Genomic DNA, 19,223 nt, shown 5'->3' on the forward strand with positions numbered 1-19,223 from the left:
CGCTTTCGCGAACGCTTTTGCATCTCAGCCGTGCGGCTCGACAACCCAGGCGCCGTTGCGCTCGACCAACACGCGGTCGCAGGCAAATTCATCGAGCGCGTGGTCGTGACCCGGCAGCGCCTGGATCACCACTTCACCCGCGGCGCGCAATGCGGCCACGCTGGCGCGCAGTGCGTCGTCGTGTTGCCACGGTGCGAGAATCGCGCTGCTGCGCGCTTCGACCGGCGAGATACGCGCCACTTCACGCAGGTCGAGCGAAAAGCCGGTGGCTGCACGGGCGCGGCCATAGGCCTGACCGACGTGATCGTAACGGCCGCCACGCGCTACCGCGTTCGGCACGCCGTCCACATAGGCCGAGAACATCACGCCGCTGTGGTACGCATAGCCGCGCAGGTCAGCCAGATCGATCATCACTTCCGCACCGTCCACCTGGCTGGCGAGGAATGCCAGGTCGTCGAGCGCGCGGGCGATTTCCGGTGTGCGGGGCAGAAGCTCGCGCGCCTCTTCCAGCACCGAGGCATCGCCATACAGCGACGGCAGCGCACGCAGCGCATCGCGAACCACTGGCGTGAGCGCGGCAGTCAGCTCCGCCAGACGCGGCACGTCCTTGCCGGCGAGCGCTTCATAAAGCGATTCGCCCAAAGCCTGCGCAGCCGGTTCAGCGTCGATCAAGGCCGCCAGTACGCCCGCATGGCACAGGTCGAGGCGAACCTTCGCGAGACCCGCCAGGCGCAGTGCGTCGAGCATCAACTGCTGGATCTCGAGGTCCGCTTCGAGCCCCGCGTGACCGTAGATTTCCGCGCCGATCTGGATCTGCTCGCGCGTGGCGTGCAGGCCACGCGGACGCGTATGCAGGACGTTGCCGGCGTAGCACAAACGCGTCACGCCCTGACGGTTCAACAAGTGCGCGTCGATACGCGCCACCTGCGGCGTCATGTCGGCGCGCAGGCCGAGCGTGCGGCCCGACAACTGGTCGACCAGCTTGAAGGTGCGCAGATTCAGGTCTTGGCCCCCACCCGTCAGCAGCGACTCGAGATACTCGAGCAGCGGTGGCATGACCATCTCGTAGCCGTAGACGCGAAAACGGTCCAGCAGATGACGCCGCAACTCTTCGATCTTGCGGGCTTCCGACGGCAGCACGTCGGCAATATTCTCGGGAAGTAACCAGGTCGACATCGATACAGTCCTACGATGGTGGGCACGGCGCCTCGCCGCGCCGGTAATTGAGAGTGAATGGCCAGCCGGCGCATGCGTGCATGCATGCAGTGGCGGCAGCACCGGCAGGCGACGCGCGCCCCGCGCCAATCGCAACCCGAACCGCTCGCGCCTTCAGGTGACGATAAATAGCAGTATCAGCCCCAGCGCCATCACGATCAGTCCGCCAATGCGGATCTGTTGCGGCGGGCGTTCCGACATTTTACGAAACGTCTCGCGCCAGGCACTCGGAAAAACGAAGGGGAACATCCCCTCGATGATCAGCATCAATGCGATCGCAAGCAACAACGAGCCGGCTATATCCATGCGAGTGGCGGTGCCGCGATACGTGTGCCGCGGCGCTCCGGTAATCAGTGTTTGCGCGATGCCGCGGCGGCGTCCGGTGACATTTCACCGTCCGGGCTACGCATGAAGCGGAAAAACTCGCTGCTCGAATCGACCACAATCACGTCGTTCGGCTTGAAGGTATTCCGGTAGGCCAGCATGCTCTGGTAGAACTGATAGAACTGGGGATCGCGGCCATATGCATCGGCGGCGATAGAGGCGGCCTTGCCGTCGCCCTCGCCCTTGATAGTCTGCGCCTGCATATACGCGTCCGCGAGCAGCGCCTGCTGCCGGTTGGCCGCGTCGGCCTTGATCTGATCGGCCTCGGCCACGCCCTTGGCGCGCTCTGCGCTGGCCGCCTGCTCGCGCGCCGCACTCATGCGCTTGTAGACCGAGTCGGCCATCGCAGCCGGGAAATCGATCCGGGCCAACTGCACGTCGATCACTTCCACACCTAGCGACGCCGCCGCGGCGGACATGGCGCCACGCGCGTCGTCCGCGAGCGTCTGCTGTTTGGCCAGGGCGTCAGGCAGCGTGACCTTTGCGAACGCATCACCGAGCGCACTGCGCGACAGCAAGGCGAGCCGGTCCGGCAACGTCTGCTCGTCGCCCTTGGTCTGGTCGAACAGCTTGAGCGGATCGGTCACGCGATACTTGATCACGGAGTCGACCAGCAAGTCGGTTTTGTCAGACGTGACGAAGCGGTCTTCATCCGGCGTATCGAGTGTCTGAATCCGGCTGTCCACCAGCATCAGCGTTTGCAGCGGGGGCGGCAGTTTTGCGTGCAATCCCGGGCCGAGCAGCTCAGGAGTCGCGTCGCCGCGCCCGGACAGCACCGCCATATGACGCTGATCAACCACGAATACCGTCGACGACGCCGCGAACAGCAGCAGGACGATAACCACGATGAGCGCAATGATTCGATTCATGTTCGCGCGCCTCATTGGATGTCGTCTTCGCGGCCGCGGCTGCGGAACGCATCGCGCGAGCGCAGCGGATCGCTGGCAGCGTCAGCCTCGCTGGCGGGGCTGGCGGCCGCGGCGGCAGAGGCTGCTGCGGCAGGCGCGACGGTAATGCTCGCTCCCTGGCTATCCTGCGTGCCCTGAGTGCTTTGCGCACCCTGGTTCTGGGCCGCGGCAGAACCCGCCGCGCTGCCGGAAGCAGCGCTCGCTGCAGCAGCATCGGCAGCATGCTGACGGGTGGCCTCGACCAGCTTGTCGAGCGGCAGGTACATCACGTTGTTACCGGCTTTGCTGTCGACAAACACCTTCGTCGAATTCGAATAGATATGCTGCATGGTGTCCAGGTACATGCGCTCGCGGATCACCGCAGGCGCTTTGGAATACTGCTCGTAGACCTGCTTGAAGCGCTCGGCATCGCCTTGCGCCTGCGCCACCACCTGGTCGCTGTAGGTCTTGGCCTGGTCGACGAGGCGTGCCGCGTCAGCCTGGGCATGCGGCAACAGGTCGTTGGCATACGCCTGGGCATCAGCCTTTGCGCGTTCGCGATCCTGATGCGCTTTCGCTGCGTCGTCGAATGCGGCTTGCACCTGCTCAGGCGCCTGCACACCTTGAATCGTCACACCGGTCACAACGAGGCCGGTTTGCGATTCGTCCAGGGAATGCTGGATCGCGTCGGTGAGTTGCTGCCGAATTGCTTCGCGATCCTGATAGAGAATGTCGTCGGCGCTGCGTGCGCCGACGATGCTGCGCACGGCCGCCTGCGCGGCGAGCGTCACGCTCTGGTCGGGGTCGACACTGCGGAACAGATAGTCCGTCGCGCTACGCACTTGGTACTGCACGGCAAAACGCACATCAACGATATCCGCGTCATGCGTAAGCATTGAGGCGTCCTTGACGTTCGCCATACGCACGATATTGTTGCGGCCAATCTCCACCGAGCGCACGTCACCAACGTTGACGAGCTCATGCGCTTCGAATGGATACGGCAGACGCCAGTGCACGCCCGGGGCCGCGGTATAGCGATACTTGCCGAACTGGGTCACGACGCCAGCCTGCCCGTCCTGCACCACGAACACACCGCTGCCGAGGTAGATAGCGATTAGCACGCCGATGACGATACCCACACCGATGCGCGCACCGCGCCCATTGTCAGGACGACCTGCGCCGCCACCCGTCCCCTTGCGACCGAAAATGCTGCTCAGGCGACGATTGAAATCGCGCCACATCTCGTCGAGATCGGGCGGACCATCGCCATCCTTGCCGTTCTGCGGACGCTTCGGGTCATTCGGACGTTGCCGGTTGCCATTGCCGTCACCCCGGCCCCAGCGCGGATCGTTCATCGAAAGAGTGGCGCGCAGGCGCAGCCAGATACTCCGCACGTTGTAATCGTTCACCTGTGTTCGTTCACCAGAGTAGACAGCGGGTCAGTGCAATTTGGAACGGGTCAGTGCCCGAGTTCTGGGACCTTGCGGTCGTCACGTGATTCTGCAGGCCAGCCTTCTTCCGGCGCTTGTGGCGCGTTTGGCTCCGCACGCTGCACGTCGGGAAGAGTGTCGGCAGCCGCGATTTCGGCGATGGCAGCGCGCAGTGTCTCCAGTCCCTGCCCCGTGCGCGCGCTCAAAAAGACGCGCGAAATATTACCATACTCATCCCGCTCAACCGTGTCGCCTCGGGCCGCCAGCTCGGGCACCGCATCGATCTTGTTGAACACCAGCACCTGACGGATCGCGTCGGCACCGATTTCGTGCAACACCTCGTTGACCTGATCGATCTGGTCGAGGCGCACGGCACTCGAGGCATCCACGACGTGCAGCAGCAGATCGGCGTGAATCGTTTCCTCCAGCGTGGCGCGAAACGCCGCCACCAGCTGGTGAGGCAACTCGCGGATGAAGCCAACCGTATCGGACACCACCACCTGCCCCACCTCGTCGCCGAGATAGACCCGCCGCGAGGTCGTGTCGAGTGTGGCGAACAACTGGTCTGCCGCATACGCCTGCGCCTTAGTGAGCGCGTTGAACAGCGTGGACTTGCCCGCGTTCGTGTAACCGACCAGCGACACCGACATCGTGCGATTGCGCTCGCGCGCACGCCGCTGCGTGCCGTGCTGGCGGCGCAGTTTTTCGAGCCGCGTCTTCAACGCCTTGATGCGCTCGCCGATCAGCCGGCGGTCGGTTTCAAGCTGCGTTTCACCCGGACCGCGCAAGCCGATACCGCCTTTTTGCCGTTCCAGGTGGGTCCATGCGCGGATCAGCCGCGTGGACAGGTACTGCAATTGCGCGAGTTCGACCTGCAGCTTGCCTTCATGGCTGCGGGCGCGCTGCGCAAAAATATCGAGAATCAGACTCGTGCGATCGATCACGCGCCTGTTAAGCGCTTGCTCCAGATTACGTTGCTGGGCCGGCGCAAGAGCGTGATTGAAGATGACGAGTTCAATGTCGTTCGCCTCGCACGCAAGACGCAGTTCTTCCGCCTTGCCGCTGCCAACAAACATTTTGGCATCGGGACTGGAGCGGCGTCCGGTGAGGGTAACGAGGGGAGTCGCACCCGCGCTTTGCGCGAGCAGGCTGAGTTCTTCGAGACTGGCTTCGAAATCGATCTTACCGAAGTCGATGCCGACAAGCGCTGCGTTGGTCAAATTGGAGGGTATCAAAATGAAGCGGCCGGGAGAGATCGCCGACGGGCGACACTACGCCGGCCGCGACGAGAGGTTAGGACTGTTCGGAATCCGGGTGGAAATTTACCGGGCGGGCAGGCACGACAGTGGAAATGGCGTGCTTGTAGACCATCTGGGTAACCGTATTCCGGAGCAACACGACGTACTGGTCGAACGATTCGATGTTCCCTTGAAGCTTGATGCCGTTGACCAGGTAGATCGACACCGGCACATGCTCTTTACGCAGTGCGTTCAAAAACGGGTCTTGTAACAATTGCCCTTTGTTGCTCATAGCAAACTCCGTATTTTTTTGCAGGTTGACTAAATTGACGACGAAGAAAAAGAGATCCGCCGTCAACCGCTACACTATAGCCGATTTTCGTTTTTGCGCGAGTGACCTGGCCATCCGGCCAAACCCAACACACACGCGGGTTTCAGCCTTTGTCCGCGTAAGGGTTCGTCGACGATCTGAACTCTATGCGCAATGGAGTCCCAGTCAGCCCGAAAGTTTCCCTGAAGCGATTTTCGAGGTAGCGTTTATACGTTTCCGTGATCGCGTCGAGCGCATTGCCGTGAATCACGATAATTGGCGGGTTTTGGCCTCCCTGGTGCGCGTAACGCAGCTTCGGACGCACCGGACCGCGCCGGCGCGGCTGCTGGAATTCGACTGCGTCGATCAGTGCGCGCGTCAATTTCGGTGTCGGCAGCTTGGACATGGCCGCCGCATAGGCTTCGTCAACCGAGCGCATCAATGGCCCAATCCCCGTATTCTCGGCCGCTGAAATAAAGTGAAATTTCGCAAAGTCGAGAAATTTTAGTTTGCGCTCCAGATCCGCTTTGGTGCGCTCGCGCACATGCGAGTCGAGACCATCCCATTTGTTTACGCCAACAACTAGCGCGCGGCCCTGCTCCACCACGAAACCGGCAATGTGCGCATCCTGGTCCGAGATGTCCTGGCGGGCGTCGAGCAGCAGGATCACGACGTTCGCGTCCGAGATGGACTGCAGCGTCTTCACCACCGAGAACTTCTCGATTGCTTCGAACACCTTGCCGCGGCGACGCAGGCCTGCTGTGTCGATCAGCGTGTAGGGCTTGCCCTGACGCTCGAAATCCACGTAGATCGAATCGCGCGTGGTGCCAGGCATGTCGAACGCGATCACGCGCTCTTCGCCGACCAGGGCGTTGATCAGCGTCGACTTGCCGACGTTCGGACGGCCCACGATGGCGATCTTGACGCCACGCGCGGCCTTCTCCTCATCGCTCTCTTCCGGCTGCCCCGCGTACGCGACTTCCAGCGCCTCGTTGATCATCTCGGTCACGCCGTCACCGTGCGCCGCCGAAATGGCGCGCGGGTCGCCGAGCCCCAGTTCGTAGAAGTCCGCGGCGACCGCGCCGTACTTCATCCCTTCGGCCTTGTTGACGACGAGGAAAATCGGCCGGCCAGTCTTGCGCAGATAGTCGGCAATCGACTTGTCCTGCGGCGCAAGACCATTGCGACCGTCAACAATGAATACGACGATGTCCGATTCCTCGACTGCCTGACGCGTCTGGCGCGCCATCTCATGAAGTATGCCGTCTTTGGCGACCGGTTCGAAACCGCCGGTGTCCACCACGAGGTACGGGCGCTCGCCGGTGCGGCCTTCGCCGTAGTGGCGATCGCGCGTAAGGCCCGGCAAGTCGGCAACGAGCGCATCACGCGAGCGCGTGAGACGGTTGAATAGCGTGGATTTCCCCACATTGGGGCGCCCCACAAGGGCAATTACGGGTTTCATCAGATGTTGTTCACGGTGAAACGCGAGGCCGGGATCGATCACCCCGCGCGCGACGCCATGCGGCCGCGTCGCGGCTGCGTTTGACGCAAATTATCACGAATTCGGCCGGCCCCGGACGTGCGGCAAATATGCCCGTCCAGGCGGACGTTGGGCTGGCTGTATGGGCGGCGCCGCAGCGCCGCCGGGTTCCGGGTGTCGCGGACGGCTCCGCTTTCGCACCCGCGGCAAGCCTATGCCGCCGCAAACCCACCAGGCGGACGGTGATATGCACCGCCCTAAATACAACCAAAAACGCGCGCGGCCGGCTAAGCCGGCCTGCGCGCGGTACCGCGTAAGCCTCTCGCCGCGCTTAGCGCGGACGGAAGCCGTAGATGTCGCCGTCGTGCGTCTGGACTACGAGCGTTTCGCCCGCCAGCACCGGCGCGGCAGTAATCGCAGTGCCATCGGTCGGCATCCGCGCGACGAGCGTACCGTCGTCACGCGAGAGGAAATGCACGAAGCCCTGGTAATCGCCCATCACAGCAGCGTGACCCAGCAGGAACGGCACGCTCAGTTCGCGGTTCTTCAACTTGTCGTTGGTCCACAACTGCTTGCCGCCCGTCGCGTCGAACGCGTTGACCACCGACCAGTCGTCCGCACCAACCACCGTGGTTTCGTCCTGCGCAATACCGCTCGTGCTCGAGAACGCCTTTTCCCACAGCGGGCGGCCCGAGTTCGCGTCGAAGCAGCCAACCTGCCCCTGGAAGGTCACGGCGCAGGTTTGGGCGTCGACCAGCGTGGGTGGCCCGGTCACATCATTGATCCGCTCGACTTCCGTCACGCCCTTCGGATAAGACACCGGCGTTTCCCAGAAGGTGTCGCCCGTCAGCACGTTGATCGCTGCGAACGTACCGCCGGGGAAGCCGGCCAGCACCGCCTGTCCACCCGCGAACGTCATGCCCGCCGACACGCGCAGATTGAGCGGCACCGCGCGATTGCGGTACACCCACTTCTGTTCGCCGGTTTGCGCGTTGAACGCCGTAATCTGGCCGTCCACCGTACGCACCACCACGAAGCCGTTACCCACCAGCGGCGGCGAGATAATTTCGCCGGGCGCCGTGTTCTTCCACAACTGTTTGCCATTCTCGTCGAGCACGTACACCTGGCCCTTGAGCGCGCCGACCGCAGTCAGCGTTCCGTCGCTGCCGACACCTGCGGACAGGTCGCTGCCGATCTTGATACGCCAGACATCCTTGCCGGTCTGCGCGTCGATCTTCGCCACCGAGCCGTTCGCGCCCGCGGCGTACACGAAGTTGCCGACCGCCACCGGCGAGAACAGGTAGCGCCCTGCCTTACCGACACTGGCCTTCCAGACCTGCTGCACGTTCAGCACGGGTTTGAACTCGGTGAGCGGCGTCGGCACGCGGCGCTCGTCCTTCGTGGATGAGCAAGCCGTCATCATGAGCACGGTCATCGCACAGGCAACGGGCACAGCGTAGCGTTTCAGCAGATTCATCGGTTGACGTTGCATTTAGGGAGATTAATCAAATGGGACTGGTTGAGCGTCATGCGACGCTCAACCGCCCAGCGCGTCCAGCTTGAACTGGATCAGCTGGCGCGTGGATGTATCGGACTTCGGCAGCGAATCCAGCGCGAGCTGATAGGCCGTACGTGCATCGGCACGCTTACCTTGAGCTGCGAGCAGATCGCCACGGCCATTCGCCACGACGCCCTTGAACGCGTCGGACTGCGGATCGGCGAGCAGCGCCAGACCCTGGTCGTAAGCCTTGTCGTCGAGCAACAGCGAAGCCAGACGCAGCTTCGCGATCTGCTTGAATTCGTCGTCCTTGGCGTGGTCGACGGTCCATTGCAACTGCGCCTTCGCACCGGCTTCGTCGCCGGCTGCGTAGAGCGCCTTGGCCGCGGCCAGCGCGGTCATCTGCGCATACGCGGTGCCGCCGAACTTGTCTTCCATGTCGCCAGCCACACGGGCCACCTGGGCCTTGTCGCCCGCCGTCACGGCCTGTTGCACCTGGTCGTACAGTACTGCGGCTTCTGCCGCCTGATGCCGCTGCCAGTAGTTCCAGCCATTCCAGCCAGCGGACGCAAGCAGCGCCACCAGCACGATCCACGTTGTGGAATTGCCCCACTGGGCCCACCAGGCCTTCAGACCTTCAATTGATTCTTGTTCGTCGTGGTAACTCATCGCCAGGCGATCCCTTCTCTTTTATTACCTTGTATGTGTCGAACCGCATGGCCGACGACATCGCAATCAGTCGTCGCCGTCTTCGGCGGATGCAACCATCGCATTGATTAGAAATTCGGTCAAGTCTTCGGCCGGCACGTTGTGTTGCTCGCTCTTACTACCGTCCTGACCCGCATTGCGCAGCGGCTTCACACCTACCGTGCCGCTGGCGATCTCATCTTCGCCGAGAATCACGGCAAAGGCCGCGCCGCTGGCATCGGCACGCTTCATTTGCGACTTGAAGCTCGCCGTCTGACCATCCGCACTGCAGTGCAGGATGACGTCGAGACCGGTGTCGCGCAGCCGCTCGGCGATGATGAAGGCCTGCTCGCGTGCCGTGTCGCCCTGATGGACCACATAGACATCGCAACCCTCGTCTTCCGGCACGAGGTTCTCTTCCTTCAGGAGCTCGAGTATGCGCTCGACGCCCATGGCCCAGCCGCAAGCGGCCGTCGGCTTGCCGCCCAGCTGCTCGATCAGCGGATCGTAACGGCCGCCGGCCGCGACAGTGCCCTGCGCGCCCAGCTTGTCCGTCACCCATTCGAACACGGTCAGATTGTAATAATCGAGACCACGCACGAGACGCGGATTGATCTTGAACGGCAGATTGTTCGACTTCAGGATGCGCTGCAGTCCTTCGAAATGGGCGAGCGACGCCTCACCGAGGAAATCGATCAGCTTCGGTGCGTTCTGCGCGACTTCCTGCATGGCCGGGTTCTTCGTATCCAGCACGCGCAGCGGGTTCGTGTAGAGACGGCGCTTCGCTTCCTCGTCGAGCACATCCATGTGCTTTTCGAGGTACGCGATCAATTCGACACGGTGTGCCGCGCGTTCTTCCGCGAACCCGAGCGAATTGATTTCGAGGCGAATGCCGGTCAGGCCGAGGTCGTCCCACAAACGCTGGCACATCATGATGATTTCAGCGTCGGTATCCGGACCCGCAAAACCCAACGCCTCGACACCCACCTGATGGAACTGGCGATAACGGCCGCGCTGCGGACGTTCGTGGCGAAACATCGGACCGACGTACCACAAGCGCTTTGGACCGTCGTACAGCATGTTGTGTTCAATCGAAGCGCGCACGACGGCAGCGGTATTTTCCGGACGCATCGTCAGATTTTCACCGTTCAGCGCATCGGTAAAGCTGTACATCTCCTTCTCGACGATGTCCGTCACCTCACCGATACCGCGCGTGAACAGTTGCGTATGCTCGACGATCGGTGTGCGAATGTTCTGGTATCCGTAAGAACGGAGCATCGACTTGACGGTCGTTTCGAAAAACTCCCACAACCCTGCTTCTTGCGGGAGGATGTCGTTCATGCCCTTCACACCGGACAATTTCTCGAGCTTTTTCTTCTGTTCAGTCATCTGTGTTCGCTTGATACTTCTCAGTTGAGCGCGGTCGCGCGGCCGTAAGTACGCTCGACATAGTCGCTCACGATTTGCTGGAATTCTTCGGCGATGTGCTCGCCACGCAGCGTCTTCGCTTTCTCGCCGTCAATGAACACCGGCGCAGCCGGATTCTCACCCGAGCCCGGCAAGCTAATGCCGATGTTGGCCTGCTTCGACTCACCCGGGCCGTTGACGATGCAGCCCATCACCGCGACGTGCATCTTCTCGACGCCAGGATACTGGTCGCGCCACACCGGCATCTGCAGGCGCAGATAGGTCTGGATCTGCGAAGCGAGTTCCTGGAACAGCGTGCTGGTGGTGCGGCCGCAACCGGGGCAGGCGATGACCATCGGCGTGAACGAGCGCAAGCCCATCGTCTGCAGGATTTCCTGACCGACGATCACTTCACCGGTACGCGGGCCGCCCGGCTCCGGCGTGAGCGAGATGCGGATCGTGTCGCCGATACCCTGCTGCAAGAGCACCGACAGCGCCGCCGTCGACGCCACGATGCCCTTCGACCCCATGCCGGCTTCGGTCAAACCGAGGTGCAGCGCGAATTCGCAGCGGCGTGCGAGTTCTCGATACACCGCGATCAGATCCTGCACGCCGCTCACCTTGCACGACAGGATGATCTTGTTGCGGCTCAAACCCAGTTCCACAGCGCGCTCGGCCGAGCCGATCGCCGACTGGATCAGCGCTTCGTACATCACGCTCTGCGCTTCCCACGGCGTGGACCGCGCGGCGTTTTCGTCCATCATCTTCGCCAGCAGATCCTGATCCAAACTGCCCCAGTTGACGCCGATGCGCACCGGCTTGTCGTACCGGATGGCGGCTTCGATCATCTGCGCGAACTGCGTATCGCGCTTCGCGCCGTGGCCGACATTGCCCGGATTGATCCGGTACTTCGACAGCGCCTCCGCGCACGCGGGGTAATCGCGCAGCAGCAGGTGGCCGTTGTAGTGAAAGTCGCCGACGAGCGGCACCGACACGCCCATGCGATCGAGCTGGTCGCGCACGGCCGGCACGGCCGCTGCCGCCTCCGGCGTATTGACCGTGATGCGCACCAGTTCCGAACCGGCTTGCGCCAGTTCCTTGACCTGAATGGCGGTACCGATCGCGTCCGCGGTGTCGGTGTTGGTCATCGACTGGACGCGCACAGGTGCGTCGCCGCCGATCGTCACGAGATTACCGGCCCAACGGACGTCAACCGCGTGCGAGGAGCGACGCGGTGCCTGGCCGCCGAACACCGGCTCGTTCGAAGAAATCTGACTGCTGCTTTGGGATTGAGCTTCGGAGTGCATCGAAAAACCCATTTACGCCGCATGCGCCACGCAACACGCACGCCGCACGAATTGAAGAAGCGCCGCAAGCCACGAAGGCCGCGGCGCGCACCATATCAAGGCAGCGTCATGCGCGCCACATTGCCTTTGGCGGATGCATATTTCGCCGGGTCGACCGGTTGACCATCGAGCGTCATCGAGTCGAGCCCTGCCCTGTTACCGACCGTGACCTTGAAAGGTCCAACGCCGGAAATTTCCTTGCTGTCGCCAGCGTGCACGAGGCCGGAGAACAACTCCTTGCCGTCGTTCTGACGCACGCTGAACCAGCTATCCTGAGTGACGCGCAGCGCCACAATCGACTCGCCCGCAGCAGCTTGTACGGCATCGGACGCGCCGTTAGCCGTCGTCGCTACCACTGGTGCGCTGGCAGCCTTCGTCGCGGCCTGGGCCTGCGAAGCTGGCTTCGGAGCCGCTGGAGCCGCCGCAACCGGCGCCGCCGCGCTCGCGCCGTCAGCCATCGGCAACGGCGTCGGCATTTGCACGGCCGATGCAGCGTTGTCAGTTGCTGCCGCCTGGTTTTGATCCGGCGCCGACGCGGCGGGCGCTGCCTCGTCCGCCACGGCTTCGGAGCCCGCCGTCTGCCCTTGCGCCACTGCACCGGACGCACCGCTTGCGTTGTTACCCGCCGCGCTATTGGCGGTAGCACGCAAGCGAGCCAGCCATGCTGACGAATCGCCGCCGTTCGTATGCCACATGCCCAAAGCGATGACCGCGACGATCACCGCCGCGATACCCCACAGCCACGAGCGATGCTTCTGACCACCACTGCTGCCGCCCAGCGACAGCGAGACCCGGCCGCGCGGCAAATCACGTCCTGACGACGCAGGCATTGAGAGATCCGGTGCCGGGACGCCCTTTTCGCGACGTAGCGCCTGCGTGAAAGGTGTCGGATCAGCGCCGAGCATCTTGGCATAGCTACGCACCACACCAAGCGCGAAGGTCGTATCCGGCAACTGGCTGATATCGCCCGCCTCGAGCGCGCGCAGTTTGGCCGACGACACCTTCAGCCGGGCCGACACGTCGTCGATCGACCAGTTCTTCGATTCGCGGAGCTGGGTCAGTCGCGCCCCCACCGCCATCAGCGAGTCCAACCCCGTCTGCACATCAGGCTGCGCCACGGCTGCGCGCGTGGCTGCCGGCGCCGGATGGCCCGTGTCGGTCCCTGTATCCTGCGGGTGCGGGTGCTGCGGCTCACTCATCCCAAATCCTTTCGCGTCGATTCTTTTTCACTCGTGCGAGAACCGCCGGGCAGCATGCCTCGGGCCGGTTACGCAGACCGTTTATAACAAAATGTGCGGCCTCGTGTGCCGCTTCCGATCGCTTCTGCAAACTTTCTTTTCAATTCCATGCGGCACAGCGGGTTTTTAGCGACTCGCAGCTTCGCGATTCGCGCTCCCCGCCGCCGTGCTCACACTGCGCGGACCTCGATCACCCTGGCCGCCTTGCCACTACGTTCAGAGAGGCGCGTGCGATCCTGCACCGCCCCCGCCAGTTGACCGCACGCCGCGTCGATGTCGTCACCGCGCGTCTTGCGGACCGTGGTAACAACACCTGCATCCATCAGCACTTGCGCAAACCGCTTGATCTGCTCTGGCTTCGAGCGAAACAGCCCAGACTCCGGGAACGGATTGAACGGAATCAGATTGAATTTGCACGGCACGTCGCGCGTCACGGCGAGCAGTTCGCGCGCCTGCGCCTCGCTATCGTTCACGCCGTCGAGCATGCAGTATTCAAACGTAAGGAAATCGCGCGGCGCAACTTTCAGGTAGCGCTGACAAGCCGCCATCAGTTCGCGCAGCGGATATTTCTTGTTGAGCGGCACCAGCATGTCGCGCAGCGGATCCGTAGGCGCATGCAGCGAAACCGCCAGCGCCACCGGCAGATCCGCGCCGAGCCGGTCCATCATAGGCACCACGCCTGAGGTGGACAACGTGACACGCCGGCGCGACAGGCCGTACGCGTTGTCGTCGAGCATCAGGCGCATGGCCGGCACCACTGCGTCGTAATTCAGGAGCGGCTCGCCCATGCCCATCATCACGACATTCGTGACGACCCGCTCACCCTTGCCTTCGCCTCCCACCGCCCGGCCACCTGCCGCGCCGCGCGACGCACGCAGCGCAAATTCGGCCATGCGGAGCTGGCCGATGATCTCGGCCGTGGTGAGATTGCGTGAGAAACCTTGTTTGCCGGTGGAACAGAACCGGCAGTTGACCGCGCACCCGGCCTGCGACGACACGCACAGCGTGCCGCGCGTTTCTTCCGGGATGTAGACGGTTTCAACCGCGTTGCTGTTACCGACGTCGACCAGCCACTTGCGTGTGCCGTCGGTAGAGATGTGATCGCTGACGATGCCGGGCATCGCGATCGTGGCACGGCCTTTGAGCTTTTCGCGCAACGACTTCGCGAGATCGGTCATGCCGTCGAAGTCCGCAGCGTTGTACTGGTGAATCCAGCGCTGCAATTGTTTGGCGCGAAACGGCTTCTCGCCCAGGCTATCGCAATACGCGACGAGCCCCTGGGCGTCCAGATCGAGAAGGTTGACGGTTGAACTACTCGTCATATCGAATCCTGCCATTTCAGTGCGAGACTTTCCGTTCATGTAACAAGCTGCATGAACTCATGTGCCGTTCGCGCCCGTTCCTGCTGCTTTACCTTACTACTTCGCGGGACGCTTAGCGCGAGTAAACGTTGACTTCCGGGAAGAAGAACGCGATTTCGACCTTGGCGGTTTCCGGAGCGTCCGAACCATGCACGGCGTTCGCGTCGATGCTGTCAGCGAAATCAGCGCGGATGGTGCCCTTTTCTGCCTTCTTCGGATCCGTTGCGCCCATCAGGTCGCGATGCTTCAGAATAGCGTTTTCGCCTTCGAGCGCCTGCACGATCACCGGACCCGAAATCATGAAGTCGACGAGGTCCTTGAAGAACGGACGTGCAGCGTGCACAGCGTAGAACTTCTCTGCGTCACCGCGCGAGAGATGGACCATGCGCGAAGCGATGATCTTCAGTCCAGCGTTTTCGAAACGGCTGTAGATCTGCCCGATCACGTTCTTTGCCACTGCGTCCGGCTTGATAATCGACAGGGTGCGTTCGATCGCCATAAAAACTCCAGAAAATTAAGAGGTTACAGATTCAAATGAATCCGCTATTGTAGCATGTTCCCATGTATGATTGCGATTGAACCCTTACGGTATTGAAAGACTCTAACGAGGAGTCGGTATTTATCTTAAGAGGACCGTGCGGGCTATTGAAACTCCCTGCCACGGCGCTAATCTTAGGGTTGTACAGATCAAGCGACTGGCCGCAAACTTGCTGGCCAGCGCGGCATAAACCACGGCGAGTTAGTGCGCCTGACGCAAGGAGAAACCATGAACGAACATCCCTATAGTTTCGGCCGCAACGGCGCTGTCGCCACGGCTGAATCCCGCAACCGCGTGCTACGCAACGTCTACTGGCTGCTGGCGCTGTCCATGGTGCCGACGGTGCTGGGGGCGTACGTTGGCGTCGTCACCGGTTTCTCACTGTTCGCGGCCACCAGCCCGGCCATGAGCATGCTGGCGTTCTTCGCCATTGCCTTCGGCTTCATGTTCGCCATCCAGCGCACCAAAGACAGCGCAGTCGGCGTATTTGTGCTGCTAGGCTTCACGTTCTTCATGGGCCTGATGCTCTCGCGCATGCTGAGCTTCATCCTCGGCTTCTCGAACGGCCCGTCGCTGATCATGCTGGCATTTGGTGGCACGGGTGTGATCTTCGCAGCAATGGCCACCGTCGCCACGGTCAGCAAGCGTGACTTCTCGGGTCTCGGCAAGTGGCTGTTCGTGGGTGTGATCGTGCTGCTGCTGGCCATGGTCGCCAACATGTTTCTGCACCTGACAGCGTTAATGCTGACGGTGTCGGTCATGGCCATCGTGATTTTCTCGGCCTACATGCTGTTCGACATCCAGCGCGTTGTGCGCGGCGGCGAGACGAACTACATCACCGCTACGCTGGCGATTTATCTGGACCTGTATAACGTTTTCGTGAACCTGCTGGCGCTGCTGGGTATCTTCGGCGGCAACCGTAATTAAGCGTAACCGGCCCGCGCAATCAGGCGCGGCGCGGTAAGCGCGGCCCAAATGAGTGGCCCGCGAGCCTGAGAGGCAGATGCCGTAACAAGCAGTAATAGACGCAAAGCTCAGTTTTACGTTTCGCATAAAAAAACGCCCATGACATTAGACCGTCATGGGCGTTTTCTTTTGGACGTTCGCTCTGCCTGCGAACACACCGCCGAGCCCGAACCGGGAATCAGTGAATCAGTGAATCAAAGACTAAGCCAGTCGAACCCGTCATCCTGCGAGGCCACCACCACCTCGACCGCCGCCGTGCCCAGCACGCCAGCCATGGCTGCCTGCGCGAGCGCCGGCGTGTTGTTCTGCTGACTCAAATGCGCCGCGATGAGATGACGCAAGCGCGAGCGATCGAGCGAGGCGAGAATTTCCGCCGCCGCTTCGTTGTTCAGGTGACCGTGGTTGCCGCCAATACGCGCCTTCAGCGATTGCGGATAGCGGCTCGCCGCCAGCATCCGCACGTCGTGATTGCATTCGAGCACCAGCGCGTCGCAGCCGCTCAGGACAGCACTGATGTGCGGCGTCGAGGTGCCGACGTCGGTCAGCACACCCAGCCGGCTTGCGCCGTCCGACAGGACATATTGCAAAGGCTCACGGGCATCGTGAGGAACGGTATAGGGCAACACGCTCAGGTCGCCGATCGCAACAGCCTCGTCACCCCACAGCACGTGCAGGTCGACCTCGGCCTCGTCGGCGCCCACTGCACGCGCCGTGCCCCAGCTCATATGCAGCGGGATCGACCCCTTGCGGGCCAGCGTCAAGGCGCTGCCAATGTGGTCGCTGTGTTCGTGAGTGATCAGAATGGCGTCGAGACACTCGACGCCCAACCCGAGACGCGCTAACCGGCGTTCGAGTTCTTTTGCCGAGAAGCCGCAGTCCAGCAATACGCGCGTGGTGGTTGTGCCGTTTTGCACTTCCACCAGCAGGGCATTGCCCTCACTGCCGCTTCCCAGGCTGGCGAACCGCACGGTTCGTCTTAGTTCAGCTGCGCGTGCAGCAGCGAAACAATGTGCTGCGCGTCCGACGAGGTATCCACCTGACCGTTGGCGTCGACCACCGCCACCTGCGTCTGCGCATCGCCCTTCGGCCGCACGTTGACGAGGAACTCCGGTGCCGGCTTGTTCGAACCGCCGCTGAACAGCTTGCCGAAGAGCCCTTCCTTCTTCAACTCCTGCGCCGAGTCTGCATAGCGCACGTAGTAAATGCCCTTCTGGCGATCGCGGTTGTCCACGGCGAAGTTCGTACGGTCAAGCGCGAGGCCCACACGCAGCCAGGCGCTGTCGAACGATTCCTGCAGATCGAGGGTTGCACCGCCTGCGGTCATGTCCACCGTAACCGGCGCGGTAGCCGGACGGGCGTCCGTCAGCAACTGCTTCGACTGCGCGTCTGTCAGGCCGAATTTCTGCATCAGCTTGGCAAGGAACAGCGCTTCCAGCACCGGATTGCGCGGACGCTCCACCCAGCGCGACGAGGTCTTGTCCTGACCAGTCAGCATTTCTTCCATCGCGCTATGCGTGATTGAAATATCCGTGGCGCCATCCGGACCGTGCGAGACCAGCGTCCGGAAGCTGTCGCGGGTACCCGACGAGTAAGCGAAGTCGACCAGCTTGCCGACCGAGTTGCGGAACCAGTCGTCCGGGATGTTGGCGCGATTCTCAGCCCAATCCGTCGACATGATGCCGGTGTTCGGCGTATCGCTCTTCAGCGCAAAGCCGTTTTCCTGCCAGAATTCCTCGATCTGGGGCCACAACTGCTCCGGGGTCCGGCCGTCGACAACCAGCCAGCGGTGATCGCCGTCGCGCTCGATGTGCATGCCGAGCGGATCCTGCGCGCTCGGTTTGCCTTCGACCGAATTGCCGGCCGTCGTGACCGCACGCGTCGGTGCGCCGCCAAGCGCCAGGTTGGCCGGCGGGGCGACGTATTTCTGCTGGGTCTGCTGGGCCTGCAGATCACTCGGGACGTTGAGCGGCGGGGCCGTGCCCGCGCCCTTGTAGTTGACGCGATCGGACGCAAACCAGTCGTTCAGCGTGTCACAGCCGGCGAGCGTCACCAGGGCAAGCGCCAGCGCCGCCATGCGGGTTGCGTGGAGGGAAAGTGCGGAACGTTTCATGAGGTCCTTCGTGAAGCTGGAACGCGGTGCCTGGTTCAATGCCGGGAACGTGGGCGATATCGACGTCGGTTAAAAAAATGCCGGTGACGGGCTACTCGGTGCTGAAACCACTCAGCTGAGCAAACCCGCTTCGCGCAGCGCCGCACGCACCACTTCGTGGTAGCGCGCATCGAGCGGGGTGAGCGGCAGGCGGATTCCGCCTTGCACGCGCCCCAGTTGCTGCAAAGCCCACTTCGCCGGGATCGGATTCGATTCGATGAAGAGGTTCTTGTGCAGCGACAGGAGTTTCAGGTGAATCTCACGCGCGGTCTTTGCGTCGGCCGCCAGAGCAGCCTTGCACAACTCGCTCATGTCGCGCGGTGCTACGTTCGCGGTCACGGAGATATTGCCGTGGCCACCCAGCAACATCAGCGCGATCGCAGTCGGATCGTCGCCGCTGTAAATGCCAAAGTGCGCAGGGGCCGATTTGATGAGGTGAGCAGCGCGGTCGATGTTCCCCGTCGCTTCCTTCACACCCACGATGCCCGGCACCTGCGCGCAGCGCAGGATCGTTTCGTTAGACATATCCGCCACCGTGCGGCCCGGCACGTTGTACAGAATCACCGGCAGATCGACGGTTTCCGCGATTTTGGTGAAATGGCGGTAAATGCCTTCCTGGGTCGGCTTGTTGTAGTACGGAACCACTTGCAGCGTCGCGTCCGCGCCGACTTCACGGGCCTGCTGCGTCAGCTCGATCGCCTCGGTGGTGGAATTGCCACCGGAGCCAGCGATCACCGGAATGCGGCCGGCCGTGTGTTCCACTGCGGTCTTGACCATTAGCACGTGTTCTTCGACCGACAAGGTAGCCGATTCGCCACTCGTGCCGACCACGACGAGCGCGTTCGTACCCTCTTCGATATGCCAGTCAATCAGTTTGCGGAACGCCGGCAGGTCGAGGCTGCCGTCTTCGAGCATCGGGGTGATGATGGCGGGAATGCTGCCGCGAATCTGAGGGCCGTTACCAGTGCTGCTGTGAGGGCCGCTTTGAATGCCGTTGGTCATGAAACGCCATGAATTTAATCAGTAAACCGCGATTGTAGCGGATTAGCCAGCCAGTTCGTAACAAGGCTGGGGTAATGCCTGAGTGTC

At 62.3% G+C, this 19,223-nt stretch carries 18 protein-coding genes; 1 reads left to right on the forward strand and 17 read right to left on the reverse strand.

Annotated features, from left to right (window positions below; genetic code table 11):
* Positions 1 to 24 precede the first annotated feature (24 nt).
* The 14 genes from M0954_RS24250 to ndk form a co-directional block, all read right to left on the reverse strand.
* The gene (locus M0954_RS24250) at positions 25 to 1,176 is read right to left on the reverse strand and encodes an ATP phosphoribosyltransferase regulatory subunit (RefSeq protein ID WP_297355945.1); all 1,152 of its coding nucleotides are present in this window, start codon (positions 1,174 to 1,176) and stop codon (positions 25 to 27) included.
* Positions 1,177 to 1,329: 153 nt separating this feature from the next.
* On the reverse strand, positions 1,330 to 1,521 hold the full coding sequence (locus M0954_RS24255) for a DUF2065 domain-containing protein (protein WP_122151454.1): 192 nt from the start codon (positions 1,519 to 1,521) through the stop codon (positions 1,330 to 1,332).
* A gap of 44 nt (positions 1,522 to 1,565) precedes the next feature.
* Positions 1,566 to 2,468 carry a protease modulator HflC gene (gene hflC / locus M0954_RS24260; protein WP_133891893.1) on the reverse strand — a complete coding sequence of 301 codons (903 nt, stop codon included), beginning with the start codon at positions 2,466 to 2,468 and terminating at the stop codon, positions 1,566 to 1,568.
* 11 nt (positions 2,469 to 2,479) lie between these two features.
* Positions 2,480 to 3,895, reverse strand: coding sequence for an FtsH protease activity modulator HflK (hflK, locus tag M0954_RS24265; RefSeq protein WP_297355946.1), 1,416 nt, complete (start codon positions 3,893 to 3,895; stop codon positions 2,480 to 2,482).
* 50 nt (positions 3,896 to 3,945) lie between these two features.
* The gene (hflX, locus tag M0954_RS24270) at positions 3,946 to 5,136 is read right to left on the reverse strand and encodes a GTPase HflX (RefSeq protein ID WP_122151457.1); all 1,191 of its coding nucleotides are present in this window, start codon (positions 5,134 to 5,136) and stop codon (positions 3,946 to 3,948) included.
* Positions 5,137 to 5,209: 73 nt separating this feature from the next.
* Positions 5,210 to 5,446: an RNA chaperone Hfq gene (gene hfq, locus M0954_RS24275; protein ID WP_006051315.1), complete on the reverse strand. Its 237-nt coding sequence runs from the start codon at positions 5,444 to 5,446 to the stop codon at positions 5,210 to 5,212.
* 142 nt (positions 5,447 to 5,588) lie between these two features.
* A complete protein-coding gene (gene der / locus M0954_RS24280) occupies positions 5,589 to 6,926 on the reverse strand; it encodes a ribosome biogenesis GTPase Der (RefSeq protein ID WP_122155346.1) in 1,338 nt (445 codons plus the stop codon).
* A 349-nt stretch (positions 6,927 to 7,275) separates the two neighbouring features.
* Positions 7,276 to 8,421 (reverse strand): outer membrane protein assembly factor BamB, encoded by a 1,146-nt coding sequence (gene bamB, locus M0954_RS24285; RefSeq protein WP_122151458.1) that lies wholly within the window; start codon positions 8,419 to 8,421, stop codon positions 7,276 to 7,278.
* Between the two features lie 60 nt (positions 8,422 to 8,481).
* Positions 8,482 to 9,111, reverse strand: coding sequence for a tetratricopeptide repeat protein (locus M0954_RS24290; protein WP_122151459.1), 630 nt, complete (start codon positions 9,109 to 9,111; stop codon positions 8,482 to 8,484).
* 66 nt (positions 9,112 to 9,177) lie between these two features.
* The gene (gene hisS, locus M0954_RS24295; protein WP_297355947.1) at positions 9,178 to 10,518 is read right to left on the reverse strand and encodes a histidine--tRNA ligase; all 1,341 of its coding nucleotides are present in this window, start codon (positions 10,516 to 10,518) and stop codon (positions 9,178 to 9,180) included.
* Between the two features lie 20 nt (positions 10,519 to 10,538).
* Positions 10,539 to 11,855: a flavodoxin-dependent (E)-4-hydroxy-3-methylbut-2-enyl-diphosphate synthase gene (ispG, locus tag M0954_RS24300; protein ID WP_122151461.1), complete on the reverse strand. Its 1,317-nt coding sequence runs from the start codon at positions 11,853 to 11,855 to the stop codon at positions 10,539 to 10,541.
* A gap of 83 nt (positions 11,856 to 11,938) precedes the next feature.
* On the reverse strand, positions 11,939 to 13,081 hold the full coding sequence (locus M0954_RS24305) for a helix-turn-helix domain-containing protein (protein ID WP_133891896.1): 1,143 nt from the start codon (positions 13,079 to 13,081) through the stop codon (positions 11,939 to 11,941).
* Positions 13,082 to 13,290: 209 nt separating this feature from the next.
* Positions 13,291 to 14,442, reverse strand: coding sequence for a 23S rRNA (adenine(2503)-C(2))-methyltransferase RlmN (gene rlmN / locus M0954_RS24310; protein ID WP_297355948.1), 1,152 nt, complete (start codon positions 14,440 to 14,442; stop codon positions 13,291 to 13,293).
* 112 nt (positions 14,443 to 14,554) lie between these two features.
* Positions 14,555 to 14,980, reverse strand: a complete 426-nt coding sequence (gene ndk / locus M0954_RS24315) for a nucleoside-diphosphate kinase (protein ID WP_122151463.1) — start codon at positions 14,978 to 14,980, stop codon at positions 14,555 to 14,557.
* Between the two features lie 267 nt (positions 14,981 to 15,247).
* Between ndk and M0954_RS24320 the strand changes: the two genes are divergently transcribed.
* Positions 15,248 to 15,946, forward strand: coding sequence for a Bax inhibitor-1/YccA family protein (locus M0954_RS24320; protein WP_122151464.1), 699 nt, complete (start codon positions 15,248 to 15,250; stop codon positions 15,944 to 15,946).
* 233 nt (positions 15,947 to 16,179) lie between these two features.
* Here M0954_RS24320 and M0954_RS24325 read toward each other — a convergent pair whose 3' ends face one another.
* The 3 genes from M0954_RS24325 to dapA form a co-directional block, all read right to left on the reverse strand.
* On the reverse strand, positions 16,180 to 16,953 hold the full coding sequence (locus M0954_RS24325; RefSeq protein WP_297355949.1) for an MBL fold metallo-hydrolase: 774 nt from the start codon (positions 16,951 to 16,953) through the stop codon (positions 16,180 to 16,182).
* Between the two features lie 8 nt (positions 16,954 to 16,961).
* Positions 16,962 to 18,095: an outer membrane protein assembly factor BamC gene (bamC, locus tag M0954_RS24330; RefSeq protein WP_122151466.1), complete on the reverse strand. Its 1,134-nt coding sequence runs from the start codon at positions 18,093 to 18,095 to the stop codon at positions 16,962 to 16,964.
* Between the two features lie 111 nt (positions 18,096 to 18,206).
* Positions 18,207 to 19,136 carry a 4-hydroxy-tetrahydrodipicolinate synthase gene (gene dapA, locus M0954_RS24335; RefSeq protein WP_122151467.1) on the reverse strand — a complete coding sequence of 310 codons (930 nt, stop codon included), beginning with the start codon at positions 19,134 to 19,136 and terminating at the stop codon, positions 18,207 to 18,209.
* Positions 19,137 to 19,223: the final 87 nt, after the last annotated feature.

This window comes from Paraburkholderia sp. (assembly GCF_026225065.1).
Lineage (GTDB): Bacteria > Pseudomonadota > Gammaproteobacteria > Burkholderiales > Burkholderiaceae > Paraburkholderia.